Consider the following 18,702-nt stretch of genomic DNA (forward strand, 5'->3'; position numbering starts at 1 on the left):
TCGGAAGATGCTCAAATCGGAATCAAGGCTTTTTTAGAAAAGGAACCATCAGTGAAATGGAAAGACCGATAACTAGATTCAGGAAACAGCACCGGGAATAGAACACAATGAGTCGAATGAACCGGCCAAAGCGGTTATCTGGAGAGAAATACTGGAGAATTACAAGCAGTGTGAGTTGAGATGAGAAGAAATTTTTTTTTAATTATTACCTTGGTAATTACTGCAATAATTACTCTTGTTGACAGTCATGCAAAGGAAATCCAAAATAAAGGGTTTGATCGTGTCAGAATTGAGTTACTGAGGGCGCGCATTATGGATCAGACCTTTAAAGATATCAATAGTATCCTTGTTACTAAAAAGGGAAAAATCCTTATCGAGGAATATTTCAACGGAGAAGGCCCTGACACCTTGCACGACATAAGGTCGGCAGGCAAGAGCATAACCTCTGCTCTGGTTGGCATTGCAATCGACAAAGGTTTTATCCCAGGCGTTGATGAAAAACTTCTTTCCTATTTTCCCGGGATCGAGTGCCAAAACGGTTGGAAATACTCAGTGGCAACCGAAAAGGGCAACACAGTATAGAATTGCTAAAGATATGGGGTTTACGCTTGAGGCTATGCGCCTTCCTCTTGAAGCGCTGGGGTATGAGGTAATTGGAGAATTGCCTGTTTTCAGTATTTTTGACAGAGCGAAAGTAAAAGATGATAACGAGATTTTGATTAAAGCCACAAAATTGGGTTCAGAACTTGCTGAAGCTCTTTTGCGATAATTTTATTTTAATATTAATTAAATTTTTCAAAATATTACAGCTAACAAATCAACGGCTTTGGGGTCGCCAGGACCGGATAGCCTGGACAATTATCCAATTACCAGCCCATGGCAAAGGCCCATTGAGCCCCCAGAAAAACAGCCATGCTCACCACGATGGTCAACAACAAATTTTTAAACAGCCCGCCAACGGCACAAGCCGTAATCGCACCAATGAGATAGGGATTGTTCAGTTTAAGATTGAGCGTTTCTCCGGTTGGCATGAGCACAGAGGGAACAATAATGGCTGTCAGCACCACTGGTGGAACATATCTTAACCCCCGTTCAAACAGTTCAGGGAATCGCAATCGCCCGGAAAGCGGAAACATGATATAGCGTATGCCAAAGGTCACCAGCGCCATCCCTGCAACCATGTAAATTTCATACAGTTGAATACCTGTTTCAAACATCTTTAAATCCGCTCCTTTTTTTCTGAGAATACTTTTTCACAAATAACTCCTGCTGCAACCCCGGCAAGGGCAGCCATCATCAACCCAAGTTTATGGGGAAGTCCTCCGGCCAGGATGGAAACTGTTCCCGCCGTAATCACAGACGCCCACATGGGTTTTGAAACAAGATATGGGATGACAATGCCGATAAAGGTGGCGGGCATGGCAAAGTCAAGCCCCCACTGGGATATCCCTGGGAATGCCTTGCCGGCCGTAAGCCCGATAAAGGTGCATAAATTCCAATTGCCATACATAAACACCATGGAACCCAGGTTGTAGTAATGCTTGCCTGGGACCCCATCATTTTTGCTGTATCGGCTGACGGCCACGGCAAAGGTTTCATCTGTCAAGCCAAAGGCCAGCACCATCTTCCAGAGCGGGTTCAAATTTTTGTAAAAGAAAACCATGGTGGCGCCATAGAGCATATGGCGCAGGTTCACCACAAAGGTGGTCAGCACAATCATGGGCCATGCCACGCCCGCAGTCACCAGGCTGACACAGACAAACTGTGAGGCCCCGGCAAAAACGAACAGGGACATTCCCATGGTGGCACCAAAGGAAAGTCCGGCCGTGGCCGCCAATGTGCCAAAGATGATGCCAAAGGGGATGGCGCCGACAATTAAAGGAAAGGTATCCTTTGCCCCTTCAAAGAACAGGGACACCGGGGAATTATTTTTTGGGGAGATTGCAATTCCTCTTTTCTGTCTGGAATGATTAACTGGCATTTAATAAAACCCCTGATAAATCCATGGCCGTATAAACAAGCAGCAAGAATAAAAACAGATTGATACCCTTTCTGAAGGGTTCATTTTTCACCTCTTGAATAAATTACATACTTGTTGTACTGTTTAACAAACTTTTGGTCGCTATGATAACTATTGTGCAATATATTGTCAAGGAGCTTATTATATGGAACAGTCGATTGATGTTGTTGCAAGTAATCTGAAAACCATCAGAGAGTCCAGGAAAATTAGTCTGGACAGGCTATCAGAGCTGACAGGGGTCAGTAAAAGCATGCTTAGACAGATTGAGATCGGCAAATCAAGCCCAACCATCGGAACCATCTGGAAAATTGCCAACGGACTTAAGGTTTCTTTTACAAGCCTGCTTAGAAAACCGGTGGTAGAGGCAAAAGTACGATCATTCAGGGAAGGAAAGCCCCTGACAGCTGAGTCGGAACATTACCGGGTTTATCCTTTAATCCCATTTGAACCCGAACAATCCTATGAAACCTATTTTTTTGAAATGGACCCGGACACTGTTTTTTCAGGAGAGCCCCATGAAGGCAATGTTTATGAATATGTCTTTGTGATAAAAGGTCAGCTTGAAATTAATGTTGATGGTAAAACTTTTAGCATCAATGAAAATGAGTTCCTCCAATTTCAGGCGAATTGCCCCCATGACTATAAATGTATCGGCAAAAAAATGGTGTCCGCCATCATGCAGATCAGTTATCTTTCTTAACCCCTTAATCATGCCTTGTTTGTCTGCAAGGCATCTTTATGAGAAGTTTGGGTTTAATCTGGTTAAAGAACACCCTGGTGAACAATGGGGTACAACGGTTACGAAACAATGGAAGGAAAACGATTTTGATGCAGATGGAAGTGTCTGCAATGTCACCCATCTTGCCGATATGGAAACCCTCCTGGAAACGGTTAAAAAAAAATGGTCGTCCCTTGATATTTTAATCAATAATGCAGGAACAAATATCAGAAAAAAGTTTCATGAATACACACCGGAAGAATTCAATTTGATCCTTACCCTGAATATGAATTCAGCCTTCCATTTGTGCCGCTTGTTTTATGAGCTTTTAAAAAAGTCAGAAGCGGCTTCGGTTGTTAATATTATATCGGTTGCCGGTTTATCCCATTTAAGAACGGGTGCGCCCTATGGAATGAGCAAGGCGGCTTTAAATCAGATGACGCGCAACCTGGCCTGCGAATGGGCAAAAAATCAGATCCGGGTCAATGCCGTTGCACCGTGGTATACAAGAACACCTCTGGCAGAACAGGTGTTGAGTGATGCCGCGTATCTGGAATCTGTTTTAAGCAGAACCCCCATGGGAAGAATCGCAGAACCCGCTGAAATTGCAGCGTCTGCAGCATTTTTGTGTATGGAAGCCTCTTCTTATATTACAGGTCAGTGCCTTGCTGTTGATGGTGGTTTTTCTGTTTATGGTTTTTGACATTATTTTTATGGTGTAAAACAGGTTTGTACAATTATAGAGTAACTGATAAAAAAATGGAGGAGCGTGATGAACAGGTTGTTTGAAAAGATGCTCAGTCGAAGAGATGATTTTCCATCATTGAAACAAGAGATTAATGGATACCCTCTGGCATACTTTGACGGTCCCGGCGGCACCCAGGTTCCGCAATCCGTGATTAATGCCGTTTCAGACTATTATTATACCAGTAACGCCAATTTTCATGGGAACTTTATCACGTCCCGGCGCACCGACCAAGTCGTGGAAGGTACCCGGAAAAAAATAGCAGCCTTTCTGGGTGCAGACGGCCCGGAAAATATCTCCTATGGCCATAATATGACCACTCTGAATTTCTCCTTAAGCCGGGCGTTTGGGAGCTGGTTAAACCCAGGAGATGAAATTGTCATTACCCAGCTGGATCATGAAGCAAACCGGGGTCCCTGGCTGGCGTTACGCGAAAATGGAATTGTTGTCAGAGAGGTCGCTTTATTGCCGGACGGGTTGCTGGATTATAATGATTTTGAAAACAAAATAAATGAGAAAACACGGCTGGTCGCCATGGGATACTCTTCCAATGTTACCGGTACGATTAATAATGTGCCGCTGGTTAGAAAAATGACATATAAAACCGGTGCAATGTTATTGGTTGATGCGGTCCATTATGTACCCCATTTCCCATTGGATGTCACCGCACTGGGGGTTGATTTTTTATTATGCTCTGCTTACAAATTTTATGGGCCCCATATTGGAATTCTTTATTCAAATGGAGAAAACCTGAATCGATTGCCAACTTTCAATTTAAGAACACAATTACAGCATGCCCCCTATTGTATCGAAACCGGCACGTTGAATCATGCAGCGATTGCAGGGGTTAATGCTGCCATTGATTATATTGAAACCTTTGGAGAAGGCGACTCAGCCAGAAGCAGAATGGTGAGTGCCATGAAGGAAATAAATCGATATGAAGATGCCGTGTACAAAAATATTTTCAAAAAATTAAAGACCATTGAAACCTTAACCATAATAGGGCCTTCTGATATAAAAGTAAAAAAAGCCCCTACAATCTCTTTTGATATAGCAGGAATAAACCCTTCGGATGTGTGTAACTATTTAGGGGAACAAGGGATTTGTGCCTGGAATGGTCACTTTTACGGTATCCGCCCCACTGAAATCTTCGGGTATCTGGAAAAAGGCGGCCTCACCAGGGTGGGGGTTTCTGTTTACAATACAATGGAGGAAGTTGACCGGTTAATTGCTGCCGTCACAACACTTATCAGTGGAAGACAAGGCCCATTACGTGATTGAGGACAGCCACCAGTCGGAAAACAGATTTTATTTATAAGCTCGAGGCCCAAGCGGCTTAATATGCAAATTCATCGGACAATTTTTAGACGAAGGGGGAGAACCTTATTATGGTTTGCATGCAAATAGATCAGGGAAAGGAAGATACGGGACATGAGCACTCATTTGACCAGTGCGGAATTGTTATGGAAGGCACAATAGAAATGTTTGTAGGCCAGGAGTGCCGATTATTAAAAACAAATGAGTGCTATTTTATACCTGCGGGCAAGCACCATGGTTGGAAAACCTTTGACAAAACAGTCAAGCTTCTGGATATATCCCTGAAATAGCGCAAAGGATAAGATTATAACCCACTATTGATATCATGGCGAGGCATTACCCTATGGCTATTTTTGGAAATAATAATTTTTTAAGGTATTTTACACTCAAATAAATAGGAGGAGAATGTGGCTGACAATTTTAAAAAAGACACTCTGGATTCTCTAAGTCACGGTTGGTTGGGTAAAATTCTAAAGATTGATCTTTCTTTAGAAACCATCACAGAGATTGACACTCAACCGTATGCGAATCGATTTTTAGGGGGGCGAGGAATCGCCACCCGCCTTTACTGGGAATATGTCCCTGTCACTGTCAAGGCTTTTGACCCGGGAAATCATTTGATTTTTATGACAGGTCCATTAACCGCAACAGGTGCTCAAGGCGCATCCCGGTTTGAGGTTGTGGGAAAATCGCCTATGTTGATGCCGGAAGGCTTTTGCTACGGCAATATGGGCGGATATTGGGGGGCTGCATTAAAAAGAGCTGGTTTTGATGGATTAATGGTATCCGGAAAGGCAAATCGACCTGTTTATTTATTCATCTCCGATGGGAATGCAACGCTTCAAGAAGCGGATAAAATTCATCTTGAGGGAGTTACGCAAGTCGGGGAGTACTTACAACAAAAACACGGCAAAAAAACACATTTTATCACAACGGGTCCGGCCGGGATGAATCTATGCCGCAATGCCAACCTGATGACTGATAATGAAGGTAGTTCAACCGGAGGTTTTGGAGCGGTTTTAGGTGCTAAAAATTTAAAAGCCATTGCTGTGAAAGGAACTCAATCTCCTCTGGTAAGTGATCCGGAGGCTTTAAATGAGCTCAATCGTTTAACAATAAGATTGAATAAACGTGACACCTCATTCAATCCATACCCACCGGATCAGATTTCCCGCACAGGCAAGGCATCTTGTTTTCAGTGCGGTTTGGACTGTATCATGCGATCCACCTATAGAACCAAATCGAATAAAGAGGTTGTTAGAAAGTGCCAGGCCATGTTTGTATACTTTCCCTGGGTGATGGGGCGACCGGGGGAACCCGCTGAAACTGCTTCAGATGCAACAGGGCTTTGCAACAATTTATCCTTATGCACCATGGAGATGGCCAATATCGTTCAGTGGATCAGTGCGGGTTATGACGCAGGATATTTGAATGACTCTCAAACCGGCCTTGAAATTGACAAACTGGGGACGTGGGAGTTTTTTGAAGATCTCTGCAATATGATCGCTTATCGTCAGGGATTTGGTAATCTTCTGGCTGAAGGGCTCTTGAGAGTGGGAGAAACCATGGGGCCAGAAGCCAAAAAACTTTTTGCCAATGAAGTCTCCGATGTGGGTGACGGCGCTACCTATTCGGCAAGAGAATATTTGATGAACGGTTTGTTGTATGCCTTTGAACCCCGGCAACCTATTGCCATGTTACATGAGGTCAGCAGAGCTATTGGCATGTGGGTCATGAACCTGCAATATCCTGGAGCAACACCGGTTTCTGCGGATGTATATCGAAAAGCAGTAGCCAAATTCTGGGGTCATGATAAGGCCTGGGATCTGAATACTCATGAAGGCAAAGCCATGGCAGCCTCACGCATCATAGACCGCACCTATGTTAAGGACAGTCTGGGGCTGTGTGATTCCTGCTGGCCATTGATGTTTTCGCACCATACGGAAGATAAGGTGGGTGATTCAACCTTAGAGTCCCGCACATTCAATGCAGTAACCGGAAAAGAGCTGGATGAGAATGCGCTTCTTAAATTCGGTGAAATCATTTTCAATCAACAACGTGCCATCCTGTTTCGCGAAGGTTGGAACCCCGAAAAAGATGACACCGTTGCAGAATTCAATTTCACTGATCCGGTTCAAAGCGTTTTTATGAACACAGATGTGCTTGTGCCCGGTAAAGGGGATACCGTTTTAAACCGTAAAGGCCAAACCCTGGACCGTGAAGTCTTCAAAAAAATGCGGGATGAGTTCTATCAAATAAGAGGGTGGAATCCTGAAACCGGTTATCCCAGGACGGAAAAACTTCATGAACTTGGACTTTCAGATCTGTTGAATGTGAGCGGATTACTAAAAAAAGGGTGAGGAAAAAACTCTATACAGGAATAAAGAATAGAGATATAATTATTATTTTTGAAAATTATTCTTCACCGGAAAATGGATCATATGACGCGTCAAAATGAATGTAAGCGGTGCGGCACCTGCTGCGAAAAGGGCGGTCCTGCATTACACACCCAGGACTTACCCTTAATAGAAAAAGGGGTTCTATCCTTTGAAAAATTCATTACCATCAGGAAAGGTGAACTTATCCATGATCCGGTCTCAAATTCCATTGAGCCTGTAAAAACAGAGTTCTTAAAAATCCGCGGGATAAAGGATTCATGGACCTGTATCTTTTACGATAAAACCCGGAATGGATGCACCATATACGATCATCGCCCCCTTGCCTGCAAGATTCTTAAGTGCTGGGATACAGATGATATTCTCGGACTTGCCGGCAGAGATCTCCTTTCAAGGCTTGATATTGTAAAAAAAGGCAATCCGTTGAGAGAACGACTAATTGAGCATGAAGAGCTATTTCCATGCCCCGACCTAAAAACAATCTCCCGGACAATTTCCCGTTCATCCAAGAAAACAGTCAAAAAGCTTGAACGAATCATCAATAAAGATCTTGCCTATCGTATCCGGGCAATCGATGAATTTAATCTTTCGGTTTCACAAGAGCTGTTCTATTTTGGTCGACCACTTTTCCAGCTGCTTACACACCTTGGGTTTACCGCCAGAGAAACTTCCTCAGGAATCAAACTGCGGTTTCCCCAAGCCCCTTCCAGTTCTGCAAAGTGACTTTATAAAGGAGCAACAAATCAGTTGGCCTATGTTTTAAAGATTTGAAGAAAAGGGGTCAAATCTTATTACATTTACTAAGTTTTAATATTTTGCTAATGTGCCGCCAGCTATCACAGATGAACCGTGAAAAAGATTTAAAAAAGGAAAGGAAAACAGGAGTATGCCAAAACGAAGCGATTTTAAAAAAGTGCTGATCATTGGTTCAGGCCCCATTGTTATCGGGCAGGCCGGGGAATTTGATTATTCCGGGTCCCAGGCATGTAAGGCGTTGAGAAGTCTGGGTTACCAGATCGTGTTGGTCAATTCAAATCCAGCCACAATCATGACCGATCCGATTTATGCGGATGCAACGTATATTGAGCCGCTGAATGTAAAAACCATTACCCAGATTATTGAAAAAGAACGACCAGATGCAATTTTACCAAATTTGGGTGGTCAAACCGGTCTTAATCTAACCTCTTCGCTCCATGAAGAAGGAATTCTTGAAAAATTCAGCGTGAAAGTAATCGGCGTTCAGGTAGACGTGATAAAGCGTGGTGAAGATCGTATTTCTTTTAAAGAAACCATGGATCAGGTGGGTGTTGAAATGCCGAAAAGCAAACCTGCCCACACCCTGAAAGAAGCAGTGGAAATTGCAGAAAATATGGGATTCCCCCTTGTGATTCGACCGGCATACACCATGGGCGGTACTGGTGGCGGCCATGTTTATAATATGGAGGAATTTAGAACCATTGCCCAGCGCGGACTTCAGGTCAGTCGTGTGCATCAGATCCTGGTTGAAGAATCGGTGATCGGCTGGGAAGAGCTTGAACTTGAAGTGGTAAGAGATTCAAAAGGGCAAAAAGTCACAGTTTGCTTTATTGAAAATGTGGATGCCATGGGTGTTCATACCGGCGACTCATTTTGTGTTGCACCGATGTTAACTATCAGCCAGGAACTACAGGACCGACTCCAAAAATACTCCTATGATATTGTGGATGCCATCGGCGTTATCGGTGGGACCAATGTTCAATTTGCGCATAATCCGGAAACCGACCGTGTGGTGGTAATTGAAATCAACCCGAGAACATCGAGATCATCTGCACTGGCATCTAAAGCCACAGGGTTTCCTATTGCCCTGATTTCTTCACTGCTGGCTTGCGGGTTAACCCTGGATGAGATTCCATACTGGCGGGATGGAACTCTGGAAAAATATACACCAAGCGGCGACTATGTTGTGGTTAAATTCGCCAGATGGGCGTTTGAAAAATTCAAAGGTGTTGAAGATAAACTGGGTACTCAAATGCGCGCTGTGGGCGAAGTAATGAGCATCGGTAAAACTTATAAGGAAGCGTTTCATAAAGCGATCCGAAGCCTGGAAAACAGTCGTCACGGACTCGGTTTTGCAAACGATTTCAATAAGAAAACCTTAGATGAGCTTATGAGGCTTTTAGTAGAAGCCACCAGCGAACGTCAATACATCCTTTATGAGGCTATGCGGAAAGGAGCAGATCTTGATGAACTCCACCAACGCACCCATATTAAAATGTGGTTCTTAGAGCAGATGAAGGGACTTGTTGAAACAGAAGAAAAAGTGCTCGCCTGCAAAGGAAAAGAAATACCATCTGATGTGCTCATTCAAGCAAAAAAAGAGGGTTTTTCCGATCGTTATCTAAGTCAAATTCTGGATACTTCCGAAAAATCAATTCGAGATATGAGACTTGGCCTTGGGCTCGCTCAAGCCTGGGATGCGGTACCCGTAAGTGGTGTTGAAGATGCTGCCTATTACTACTCTACTTATAATGCTAAAGATAAAGTTTCTATCACTGATAACAAAAAAATTATTGTTTTAGGTGGTGGACCCTACAGAATTGGCCAGGGAATCGAATTTGACTATTGTTGTGTTCATGCGGCCTTTACTTTAAAAGAGGCCGGTTATGAAACAATTATGATCAACTGTAATCCTGAAACCGTTTCCACCGATTATGACACTTCAGACAAACTCTACTTTGAGCCTCTCACTTTAGAGGATGTGCTCAGCATTTATGAAAAAGAAAAACCAGAAGGCGTCCTGATTCAATTTGGCGGCCAGACACCGTTAAATATTGCCAACGAACTCAAAGAAGCTGGTGTTAATATTATCGGGACCACTCCGGAAACCATTGATTTAGCCGAAGATCGAGAGCATTTCCGTGACATGATGACAGAGCTTGGCATCCCAATGCCGGCGTCAGGTATTGCCCGGAGCGCTGAAGAAGCCATTGAAATCGCTACTGATATCGGATACCCGATTATTATCCGCCCCTCATATGTTTTGGGTGGAAGGGGGATGGAAATCGTTTTTAATGAAACATCACTTCGGCACTATGTAACCCAAGCCGAAGAAATCAGCCCTAAAATGCCGATTCTGGTCGACCGCTTTCTGGAAAATGCAATCGAAGCTGAGGCAGATGCACTATCAGACGGAACATCTGCATACGTCCCATCCATTATGCAGCATGTGGAATTTGCCGGTATCCATTCGGGTGATTCCGCCTGTGTGATTCCACCGGTAATGATTTCTGAAAAACATATGGATACCATTAATGAATATACACGAAAAATAGCCATCCAATTTGGTGTTGTGGGGTTGTTGAATATTCAATATGCCATTGGCAGTGATGACAAGGTTTATATTTTAGAAGCCAACCCGAGAGCATCCAGAACGGTTCCATTGGTTTCAAAAGTATGTGGATTTTCTATGGCTCGCATCGCCACAGAACTGGCTCTTGGAAAAAAATTAGAAGATATGAATTTGAAAAAACGGGAATACCCTCATTTTGGTGTCAAAGAATCAATCTTCCCATTCAATATGTTTCCGGAAGTTGACCCGCTGCTGGGACCTGAAATGCGATCCACAGGTGAAGTTCTTGCCATGGCTGATTCATTTCCCCAAGCCTTTTTCAAAGCACAAGAAGCAGTACAGCAACCCCTACCCACTTCCGGCACCGTACTGATCACGGTTGCAGAAAGAGATAAAGAAAAAATACTCGAAGCAGCTCAGGAATTTATCAACATCGCTTTTGCAATCCGCGCCACTGACGGTACTGCAAAATTCTTAAAAGCAAACGACATCCCATGTGAAACCGTCTTAAAAATTCACGAGGGACGACCTAACATTGTGGATGAAATCAAAAACGGCTCTATCGAGCTTTTGATCAACACCCCTCACGGATCAAAATCCGAACACGATGATTCCGAAATCCGTAAAGCCGCTATCCGCCACAACGTTCCCTACATCACAACAACCGCCGCCGCCATGGCCGCTGCCGTCGGCATTAAACTATACCTGAAAGAAGGTACTGACATCAAATCGCTGCAAGAGCGACACGCGGTTATTTGCTAAATAAATTAAGATAAATTCAACTCTGGAAGCATCAATCCGGATGGAAGATAGGAACGACATTGGGAAAAATTTGGATTTAGGAGGAGTACACAGCATGACAAATGAAGGTACCTTTAAAGCGCTTGTGGTAGAGAAAGGTGATGGCCAACTGGTGGCGACGGTGAAACATCTGACGGTTGCGGATCTGCCCCGGGAAGATGTGCTGATCCAAGTAGACTATTCCACCTTGAATTATAAAGAAGGTCTGGGATTTGCAAACCGCAATAAAATATTTCGCATCTTTCCGATAGTACCAGGTGTTGACCTGGCAGGAACTGTGGTTGAATCAGAATCTCCCAATTTCAAGCCCGGCGACCAGGTCATATTAAATGGATGGAGTGTGGGTGAGAGATATTGGGGTGGCTATGCGCAGATGGCCAGGATTAAATCTGATTTCCTAATCCCCCTCCCCAAAGGTATGGATACCAGGAAGGCCATGGCCATCGGTACTGCCGGCTACACGGCTATGCTCTTAACTATGACCCTGGAAGAAGCCGGGGTAAAACCGGACAGCGGTCCAATCATCGTCACCGGTGCCGCTGGCGGGGTGGGAAGCAACGCGGTAGCCATTCTTGCCAAGCTCGGATATGAAGTAACCACCCTCACCAAAGCGGGACAGGAATTCACCCACGATTTTTTGAGGCAAATCGGAGCCAAGGAGTTTGCCGGCGGTAAAGAATGGTCACAGATGCCGACACCTCTTGAAACTCAGAAATGGGCCGGCGCAGTTGATACAGTCGGCAGTAACGTACTCGCACGGGTCCTTTCCGAAATGAAATATGCCGGATGTGTGGCGGCCTGTGGGCTGGCAGGAGGGTACGACCTGCCCATTACAGTAATGCCATTTATTCTGAGGGGTGTTAGCCTGAGAGGGGTTGATTCGGTATCGTGCCCCAAGCAGAGAAGAATAGCAGCCTGGGATCGATTGGTGACTGATATCCCCGACGCAGCACTGGACAAAATCAATAAAATAATAAACCTTGATGAAGTACCCCGGTACGCCAATGAAATCCTGGCGGGCAACATCACCGGCCACATTGTGGTCGATGTCAATGCCTGATACAGTTGGAATATCGATAACGAGGCAATACATACTTCCCTGTAGGGAAATTAAGAAAAAATAATATTAAGAGGAGTAATCATCTTATGGGTAAAATAACAGCAGGTACAAAAATTCCTTGTCGGGTATGCAGAACACTTGATGTGGGGGACTTCTCCATACTGCATCAACTCACCTGGTTCAATATGGCAGTTCACAGCAATTCCGAGTATGCCAAGAGAACATGGTTCAAGGAACGCTCTCTGGCAGGCCCGATCATCTTTGCCGTAGCCGACGGTCTGGTCCACCATGCGGACAATATCGCTGAACTTCTGGCCCAGGACGGGTATGAAATTTATGCTTACATTGGCGTAGACAATATGAAGATCACCTCTCCAGTGCTATTTGGGGATACACTCAAGGCTGATGCCGAAGTGGTTGATATTCGTCCCACCAAAAACCCGGAAAGATTTTTGTTCATATACAAAAATAAAACCTATAACCAGCGTGATCAGCAGGTGATCGAATACCAGACTAGCATGATAGTCACTAAGAAAGAATAAGCAAGTGCCCTGGCGGGACCGTTCTGTCCGCGAACGGTTCGAACGGAGGCGAGCTAATTTAAGGACTATACATTATGACAAGTGAACCAGGATTTTTAAAGGAGTAACAGGATTTTTCAGATTGAAATTACTAAACAGTGGCACGATACTTTTCCTGAGGGTCATGTTGGCGTATTGATCATTGATAATGTGGATAATGCCAGGCGCATAACTCTTCTGGATCAGAGGAAAAAACGAATTGAATCAAGTCTTCGTGAAAAGTTCGCGGAGTTTTCTCGAACAGACTTCATCGAGATGGAGGTTTTGAAGGCCTATCGAAATTACTATAAAAAATTCAAAAAAACGTATCATGTACAGCTTCAGTTAGAGTCAGTTGTGCAAAAGGGTAAGTCTCTGCCGAATGTAAGTCCGCTAGTTGATGCGAATTTTGCCGCTGAGTTGGAAACACTTGTACTAACCGCCGGACATGATGTAGATTTGCTTGAACCCCCATTAACCATTGATGCTACACAAGGGGATGAAGTGTTTATTCAGATGAATGGTTCAGTCCGATCTCTGAAGCCAAATGATATGATGATGTCAGACGGTAAGGGAGTTATATGCACTATTATCTATGGTCAGGATAAGCGTACGCCAATTTCCCCGGACACCCGTCGTGCGCTTTACGTGGCATACGGGCCTCCGGGAGTACCAGTGGCGGTGGTCCAGCAGCAACTCGATACAATCCGAGAGAACGTACTACTCTTTGCGCCGGAAGCTAAGGTTAAAATGGTTAAGATATACTCTGCATTAAAAGAGGAGAAGAAAAATACCAGCGTTAAGCGACATATATAAAACCTTTGAGGCAAAAACCCGTGGGTATAAAAAAGATGCGGCCTGCGAGAAGGGGTGCGGATTCTGTTGCAAAGAGGCCGGAAGAATTGATATTACCACCCTTGAAGGGCTGGTCATCAGAAAGGCCATGAAAGGGTTTGCAAGGTCCCGGCAGAAAAGCCTGACCAAGCTTTTTCAGCAGGAAATCAAGAAAAGGGAAAACAAGGTCATGGCCCCCTGTCCGTTTTTAATGAAGAACAATGCCTGCATGATTTATGAGGTCAGGCCATTTTCCTGCCGTAGGATCTATTCCGCCCATGTATGCTCCCGGGAAAATCCACCTGTGGTGAACCGCCAGGTCATGGAAGCAGCAGATCGATCCATAAAGGAATTACAACGATTGGACATTATCGGATATACGGGCCATTTGTCCTATATTCTTTACATGCTTTCCTCTCCGGCTTTTTTGAACACCTATAAAAAAGGGGAGTTCAAGCCGGAAGAGATCATGGAATTTGGAAAAGCCCATAAAATTGCTATTAATAAAATGATGGTGTAACGTGTAACCTCGGACCCTGGTTGACCATCAAGGACCAAATCATTTGATCTCACCATTAGCGCCGATCCAGCCAGATATCTAAAGACATCTGTGTGAGTTTGTATTTCTGGATCTTGCCTGATGCAGTCATGGGGTAATCTTCAAGAAAATGGACATATCTGGGAATTTTGTACCGGCTGATTTTGCCCCGGCAAAAATCACTGACATCACTGGGCTCAATTTGGGCGTCTTCTTTTAGTATGATAAAGGCACCCACTTCCTCTCCATATTTTTTGCTGGGAACGGCAGCCACCTGGATATCCCGAATCTCATCCATGCGATAAAGAAATTCCTCGATTTCTCTTGGGTAGATATTTTCACCCCCACGGATAATCATATCCTTATGACGACCGGTGATGGAGAGATTGCCATGTCTGTCCATGATACCCAGGTCCCCGGAGTGGAGCCAGCCCTCTGAATCTATGGTTTCTTTTGTGGCATCCGGGTTATTGTAATATCCCTTCATGACATTGTACCCCCGGCAGCAGACTTCTCCTTGAGTGCCATGTTCAAGTGTCTGTCCGGTCTCGGGGTTCACAATTTTGAGTTCAATATGGGGAAGGGCACGGCCAACGGTTTCCACCCGGAGGCGGATATCATCACCAATGCGAGTATAGGTCATGACAGGGGACGCTTCTGTTAGTCCATAGCAGATGGTGACATCTTTCATGTTCATCTGGTCGATGACTTGTTCCATGACATGTACCGGGCAATTGGACCCGGCCATTATACCGGTGCGCAAAGAGGAAAAATCAAATTTAGCAAACATGGGATGCTCAAGGATAGCAATGAACATGGTGGGCACCCCATAAAGGGCTGTGCATTTTTCCTGCTCTACTGAAGCCATGACCAGCAGGGGATCAAACCCTTCCAGAATAACCATGCAGCTAGCATGGTTCACAGCGGCCAATACCCCCAGGACACAGCCAAAACAATGGAAGAGTGGTACTGGAAGGCATACCCGATCGTTTTCAGTGAAATTCTGGTTTGCACCTATCCAATATCCGTTATTGCCAATATTGTAATGGGTAAGCATGACTCCCTTGGGGAATCCGGTTGTACCGGATGTATATTGCATATTGACCACATCATGTGGATTTAAATCGTCCTGCCGGGCTTGAAAGTCAGCATCGGGAACCATCACACCCAGGGCACGAATTTCCGGTATGCTGTACATGCCCCTGTGTTTTTCAGGGCCTAAAAATCCCACCCTTTTTAAATGAGGAAAATTCGGACTCGATAACGACCCTCTCTGGCAGGTTTTTAATTCCGGTACCAGATCATAAATTGTGTTGACATAATCGGTGTCCTGGAACCCGTCAATCAAAAAGATGTTTTCTGTCTCCGACTGGGTGAGCAGGTATTCAAGTTCAGCTGCCTTATAGTTTGTGTTTACGGTCAAAAGAATGGCCCCGATTTTGGCGGTGGCAAATTGAAGGGTGACCCAGAAGGGGATATTGGTGGCCCATACAGCCACTTTCTCACCTTTTTGAATGCCCAGTGCCATCAACCCTTTGGCTGTTTCATTCACTACGTTGGAAAATTGTTTGTAGGTCAGCCTGAAGTCCCGGTCAACATATACAATAGCCGGATGATCCGGAAATTTTTCCACGGCCCGGTCCAGGATCTGGCCCAGGGTCCGCTCTCTTAATCCTTGCTCTGTATCCATCTTTTACTCGCTTATTTATTCAGGTATATAGATGACAGCGTGAATTTCGGCTTTTTCCTGGCCGACACAAGACACATAATGGGGGACAATGGAGTTGTAGTAGACAGAGTCTCCGGTATCCAATATATGGGTTTCATTACCGTATATCACTTCTATACTGCCCTTAATCACCGCAATAAATTCTTCTCCTTCGTGGGAAGAAAGGGCTTTTTCACTGGCGGACTCGGGCAGAATTTCGACAAAAAACGGTTCCATGTGGCGGTCGGCCTTACCTTGTCCCAGTGAATAAAAATTCAGTGCAGTGGTTTTGTTTTTTCCACCAAGAACTGAAAATTTTGAGGCTCTATTCGCCTTGCGGACAATATAAGGGTCAGATGTTTCCTGGTCATCCAAAAAGGTACCCAGTCTCACCCCCAGTGCCCTGGCAATTTTCATTAAAGGCCCCAAGGGGGGGTAAACATCCTCTTTGAGCATGGTGTCAATAAAGCTTGAGTCAAGACCTGTTGTATCAGCAAGCCCATGGACATCCATCTGTCGTTTTTCCATATATGTTTTGATTCGTTTGTTCACTTTTACAGTCTGCATCGTTTCTCCACGCAAAATTAAAAAAAATAGATATAATATATGGTGTAGCGTTTGTCAAAATAATCATAATAAAAAACTGTTTTTTTACAAGGCTTTGACAAGAACTATGAAAATTTTTATACAATTTGACAGGCAATTTGAATTTTTTTTAACCAAGAAGAAAATCAGCCGGGGATTTGAATTTTTTTTAGATAGAAACGCCTCGGTCAAGGATATCATTGAATCATTTGGTGTCCCGCATACAGAAATCGGCAATCTTTATTTTAATCATCAAAAAATTGATTTTTCATTTATCCCCGGCACCCATGGGATCTTGGATGTCCATGGCATAACGCCCCCTTTCAATGTCCAGTTGTCTTCAAATTTACGACCCAAACCGTTTAATACGATTAAGTTTATTGCAGATGTCAATGTGATCCGGTTAGGAAAGCTTATGATCTTATTGGGATTTGATGTTGATCTCTCATCATCTAATTCTGACAATATGATAGCCCAGATAGCCAAATCTCAGAGTCGAATCGTCTTGACCCGTGATACCGCTCTTTTAAAAAGAAATAAAATCGTTTATGCAAGGAGGATCCGGGCAAACATGCCCTGGGAGCAGCTTGTTGAAACAATTACTTTTTTTGGATTGGAAGGGATGATCTCTTTTTTTTCAAGATGTACGGCGTGTAATATCAAGCTTGCAGAGGTCGAAAAAAAAGAGGTGCTTCATCTTTTGGAACCAAAAACAAAACGTTATTTTCATACTTTTTTTCAATGCCCCCAATGTAAAAAAGTTTTTTGGAAGGGTTCCCATTACGATAATATATGCCAAAAGATATCATCCATAGGAATTTCAATAAATCATTGAAAAAAAATTTTGTTTGATTATCCAAAGACTAGATTCATATTTACAAAATTTGCATAGAAAAAATCACTTGCGTGAATGTTTCATAACAAGATCAATAATCACAGCACATTCCAGCCCGAATGGCAGATAACCGGCATACCCCAGCACCGGCATTTCAAACAGATGAAACACCTGTACATAAGGGATAGTGTATTGCCACCTGGCCAGGCTGTAGAAATTAAACATTTCCCAGAAAAAACCGCAGATCAATGCGGCGGTGGCATAGGCTGCCACCATTGTATAATCCCCTTTTTTTACACCTTCCAGGATATGAGGGGGATCAAATAAAATCCAGCATCCCAAAAAAATAAAAAAAGGACAAATCCATACCAAAAAAAAGAGTGGATCCGGGAACACACCAATAAAGAGAAGAAGAACAGAAGATAAAATCAACAAAAATAAGGCGCCATGTCTCGAATTAAGTCTTTTAATACCAGGCATATTCTTAAAACCGTTTTTAAACCGGTCAAAGGTTAAAAGGTATTCTTTCATACTTTCGACTGCCGGCAGCACCGTGGAAAAACTTAAAGTGGCCAGAAAAAAATACTTGCCGGCCGAATACTGGCTTCCGGAATAATACCAGTTCCCGACAAACCGATTTAAATATTCAAACATCCACCAGAATACAGCACTAATAATAAACAAGCCTATGAATTTATATGGAAAATTCACCAAAAGGCATTGATGCTTAGACCGAAAGGTCAATGCATTAACATAGACTATCCAACAGAACCATATGGGGAAAAAAGTATGGGCCTGATAAGTCGAAAACCAGTCAAACCGGGTCCAGGCCAATATCCAGAAACAGGCAAGACCTGCAAATGAACCATATCCCCACCAGGGCAATTGTCCGGCTGTCAAGGGGGTTGTTCTGCCCGTATAGGTCAGGCCTTTTTTAAAAACCGGCAGGACTGTAACGACTACAAATAGAAATATCGCAATGAAAACAGGTCCGGAAAAGGGCGCATGGGAAGTGATGACAGATTTTGGTGGAAATACAAGATATGGCAGAACATTATGCCCGGAAAAGAGGACCCCTAAAAGCGGCAATGCCAGAATTAATCCCATTGGGATGATGAAAATTAAAATAATCAAAACAATTGTAACACCCACCACCACCTATTGGTGGATTTTTATTCCTTTCCATTGATATAATGATGCATAATCTTATCGTAAAATACACAGGTAGACAACACAAACCTAATTTCAGTAGAATGA

The 18,702-nt window shown here is 43.8% G+C and carries 19 protein-coding genes; 14 read left to right on the forward strand and 5 right to left on the reverse strand.

Annotated elements, in window-relative coordinates:
- Positions 1-180 precede the first annotated feature (180 nt).
- Together HGJ91_RS04030 and HGJ91_RS04035 are read left to right on the forward strand one after the other, a co-directional pair.
- A complete protein-coding gene (locus HGJ91_RS04030) occupies positions 181-582 on the forward strand; it encodes a hypothetical protein (protein ID WP_291346415.1) in 402 nt (133 codons plus the stop codon).
- Positions 583-595: 13 nt separating this feature from the next.
- Positions 596-769, forward strand: a complete 174-nt coding sequence (locus tag HGJ91_RS04035) for a hypothetical protein (RefSeq protein WP_291346416.1) — start codon at positions 596-598, stop codon at positions 767-769.
- A 97-nt stretch (positions 770-866) separates the two neighbouring features.
- Here the strand turns inward: HGJ91_RS04035 and HGJ91_RS04040 are convergent, their stop codons facing one another.
- Together HGJ91_RS04040 and HGJ91_RS04045 are read right to left on the reverse strand one after the other, a co-directional pair.
- A complete protein-coding gene (locus HGJ91_RS04040; RefSeq protein ID WP_291346417.1) occupies positions 867-1,217 on the reverse strand; it encodes an AzlD domain-containing protein in 351 nt (116 codons plus the stop codon).
- Between the two features lie 2 nt (positions 1,218-1,219).
- Complete coding sequence (locus HGJ91_RS04045) at positions 1,220-1,981, reverse strand: AzlC family ABC transporter permease (RefSeq protein WP_291346418.1); 762 nt, start codon at positions 1,979-1,981, stop codon at positions 1,220-1,222.
- A 184-nt stretch (positions 1,982-2,165) separates the two neighbouring features.
- Between HGJ91_RS04045 and HGJ91_RS04050 the strand changes: the two genes are divergently transcribed.
- The 11 genes from HGJ91_RS04050 (at position 2,166) to HGJ91_RS04100 (ending at position 14,299) form a co-directional block, all read left to right on the forward strand.
- On the forward strand, positions 2,166-2,720 hold the full coding sequence (locus HGJ91_RS04050; RefSeq protein ID WP_291346419.1) for an XRE family transcriptional regulator: 555 nt from the start codon (positions 2,166-2,168) through the stop codon (positions 2,718-2,720).
- Positions 2,656-3,441 (forward strand): SDR family oxidoreductase, encoded by a 786-nt coding sequence (locus HGJ91_RS04055; RefSeq protein ID WP_291346420.1) that lies wholly within the window; start codon positions 2,656-2,658, stop codon positions 3,439-3,441. Before HGJ91_RS04050 ends, HGJ91_RS04055 begins: the two co-directional genes overlap by 65 nt.
- Positions 3,442-3,510: 69 nt before the next feature.
- Positions 3,511-4,764, forward strand: coding sequence for a cysteine desulfurase-like protein (locus HGJ91_RS04060; protein WP_291346421.1), 1,254 nt, complete (start codon positions 3,511-3,513; stop codon positions 4,762-4,764).
- Between the two features lie 107 nt (positions 4,765-4,871).
- Positions 4,872-5,090, forward strand: coding sequence for a cupin domain-containing protein (locus HGJ91_RS04065; protein WP_291346422.1), 219 nt, complete (start codon positions 4,872-4,874; stop codon positions 5,088-5,090).
- A 117-nt stretch (positions 5,091-5,207) separates the two neighbouring features.
- Positions 5,208-7,160: an aldehyde ferredoxin oxidoreductase N-terminal domain-containing protein gene (locus tag HGJ91_RS04070; RefSeq protein ID WP_291346423.1), complete on the forward strand. Its 1,953-nt coding sequence runs from the start codon at positions 5,208-5,210 to the stop codon at positions 7,158-7,160.
- A gap of 81 nt (positions 7,161-7,241) precedes the next feature.
- Positions 7,242-7,919 carry a YkgJ family cysteine cluster protein gene (locus tag HGJ91_RS04075; RefSeq protein ID WP_291346424.1) on the forward strand — a complete coding sequence of 226 codons (678 nt, stop codon included), beginning with the start codon at positions 7,242-7,244 and terminating at the stop codon, positions 7,917-7,919.
- 163 nt (positions 7,920-8,082) lie between these two features.
- Positions 8,083-11,286 (forward strand): carbamoyl-phosphate synthase large subunit, encoded by a 3,204-nt coding sequence (carB, locus tag HGJ91_RS04080; protein WP_291346425.1) that lies wholly within the window; start codon positions 8,083-8,085, stop codon positions 11,284-11,286.
- A gap of 94 nt (positions 11,287-11,380) precedes the next feature.
- Positions 11,381-12,385 carry an MDR family oxidoreductase gene (locus tag HGJ91_RS04085; protein ID WP_291346426.1) on the forward strand — a complete coding sequence of 335 codons (1,005 nt, stop codon included), beginning with the start codon at positions 11,381-11,383 and terminating at the stop codon, positions 12,383-12,385.
- 86 nt (positions 12,386-12,471) lie between these two features.
- On the forward strand, positions 12,472-12,927 hold the full coding sequence (locus HGJ91_RS04090; RefSeq protein ID WP_291346427.1) for a MaoC/PaaZ C-terminal domain-containing protein: 456 nt from the start codon (positions 12,472-12,474) through the stop codon (positions 12,925-12,927).
- Between the two features lie 174 nt (positions 12,928-13,101).
- Positions 13,102-13,761, forward strand: a complete 660-nt coding sequence (locus tag HGJ91_RS04095) for a phenylalanine--tRNA ligase beta subunit-related protein (protein WP_291346428.1) — start codon at positions 13,102-13,104, stop codon at positions 13,759-13,761.
- Complete coding sequence (locus tag HGJ91_RS04100; protein ID WP_291346466.1) at positions 13,754-14,299, forward strand: YkgJ family cysteine cluster protein; 546 nt, start codon at positions 13,754-13,756, stop codon at positions 14,297-14,299. Before HGJ91_RS04095 ends, HGJ91_RS04100 begins: the two co-directional genes overlap by 8 nt.
- Positions 14,300-14,354: 55 nt before the next feature.
- Here HGJ91_RS04100 and HGJ91_RS04105 read toward each other — a convergent pair whose 3' ends face one another.
- Complete coding sequence (locus tag HGJ91_RS04105) at positions 14,355-16,007, reverse strand: AMP-binding protein (protein ID WP_291346429.1); 1,653 nt, start codon at positions 16,005-16,007, stop codon at positions 14,355-14,357.
- Between the two features lie 15 nt (positions 16,008-16,022).
- A complete protein-coding gene (locus HGJ91_RS04110; protein WP_291346430.1) occupies positions 16,023-16,592 on the reverse strand; it encodes a cupin domain-containing protein in 570 nt (189 codons plus the stop codon).
- A gap of 106 nt (positions 16,593-16,698) precedes the next feature.
- Between HGJ91_RS04110 and HGJ91_RS04115 the strand changes: the two genes are divergently transcribed.
- Positions 16,699-17,445: a Mut7-C RNAse domain-containing protein gene (locus HGJ91_RS04115; protein WP_291346431.1), complete on the forward strand. Its 747-nt coding sequence runs from the start codon at positions 16,699-16,701 to the stop codon at positions 17,443-17,445.
- Between the two features lie 63 nt (positions 17,446-17,508).
- Here the strand turns inward: HGJ91_RS04115 and HGJ91_RS04120 are convergent, their stop codons facing one another.
- Positions 17,509-18,597, reverse strand: coding sequence for a hypothetical protein (locus HGJ91_RS04120; protein WP_291346432.1), 1,089 nt, complete (start codon positions 18,595-18,597; stop codon positions 17,509-17,511).
- Positions 18,598-18,702 lie beyond the last annotated feature (105 nt).

Source organism: Desulfobacula sp., assembly GCF_014237455.1.
Classification (GTDB): Bacteria; Desulfobacterota; Desulfobacteria; order Desulfobacterales; family Desulfobacteraceae; genus Desulfobacula.

Excerpts from the sequence above, each read along its gene's own strand:
- HGJ91_RS04030 (WP_291346415.1), top strand. The coding sequence starts at position 181 with ATGAGAAGAAATTTTTTTTTAATTATTACCTTGGTAATTACTGCAATA.
- HGJ91_RS04035 (WP_291346416.1), top strand. The coding sequence starts at position 596 with ATGGGGTTTACGCTTGAGGCTATGCGCCTTCCTCTTGAAGCGCTGGGG.
- HGJ91_RS04040 (WP_291346417.1), bottom strand. The coding sequence starts at position 1,217 with ATGTTTGAAACAGGTATTCAACTGTATGAAATTTACATGGTTGCAGGG.
- HGJ91_RS04045 (WP_291346418.1), bottom strand. The coding sequence starts at position 1,981 with ATGCCAGTTAATCATTCCAGACAGAAAAGAGGAATTGCAATCTCCCCA.
- HGJ91_RS04050 (WP_291346419.1), top strand. The coding sequence starts at position 2,166 with ATGGAACAGTCGATTGATGTTGTTGCAAGTAATCTGAAAACCATCAGA.
- HGJ91_RS04055 (WP_291346420.1), top strand. The coding sequence starts at position 2,656 with ATGACTATAAATGTATCGGCAAAAAAATGGTGTCCGCCATCATGCAGA.
- HGJ91_RS04060 (WP_291346421.1), top strand. The coding sequence starts at position 3,511 with ATGAACAGGTTGTTTGAAAAGATGCTCAGTCGAAGAGATGATTTTCCA.
- HGJ91_RS04065 (WP_291346422.1), top strand. The coding sequence starts at position 4,872 with ATGGTTTGCATGCAAATAGATCAGGGAAAGGAAGATACGGGACATGAG.
- HGJ91_RS04075 (WP_291346424.1), top strand. The coding sequence starts at position 7,242 with ATGACGCGTCAAAATGAATGTAAGCGGTGCGGCACCTGCTGCGAAAAG.
- carB (WP_291346425.1), top strand. The coding sequence starts at position 8,083 with ATGCCAAAACGAAGCGATTTTAAAAAAGTGCTGATCATTGGTTCAGGC.
- HGJ91_RS04085 (WP_291346426.1), top strand. The coding sequence starts at position 11,381 with ATGACAAATGAAGGTACCTTTAAAGCGCTTGTGGTAGAGAAAGGTGAT.
- HGJ91_RS04090 (WP_291346427.1), top strand. The coding sequence starts at position 12,472 with ATGGGTAAAATAACAGCAGGTACAAAAATTCCTTGTCGGGTATGCAGA.
- HGJ91_RS04105 (WP_291346429.1), bottom strand. The coding sequence starts at position 16,007 with ATGGATACAGAGCAAGGATTAAGAGAGCGGACCCTGGGCCAGATCCTG.
- HGJ91_RS04110 (WP_291346430.1), bottom strand. The coding sequence starts at position 16,592 with ATGCAGACTGTAAAAGTGAACAAACGAATCAAAACATATATGGAAAAA.
- HGJ91_RS04115 (WP_291346431.1), top strand. The coding sequence starts at position 16,699 with ATGAAAATTTTTATACAATTTGACAGGCAATTTGAATTTTTTTTAACC.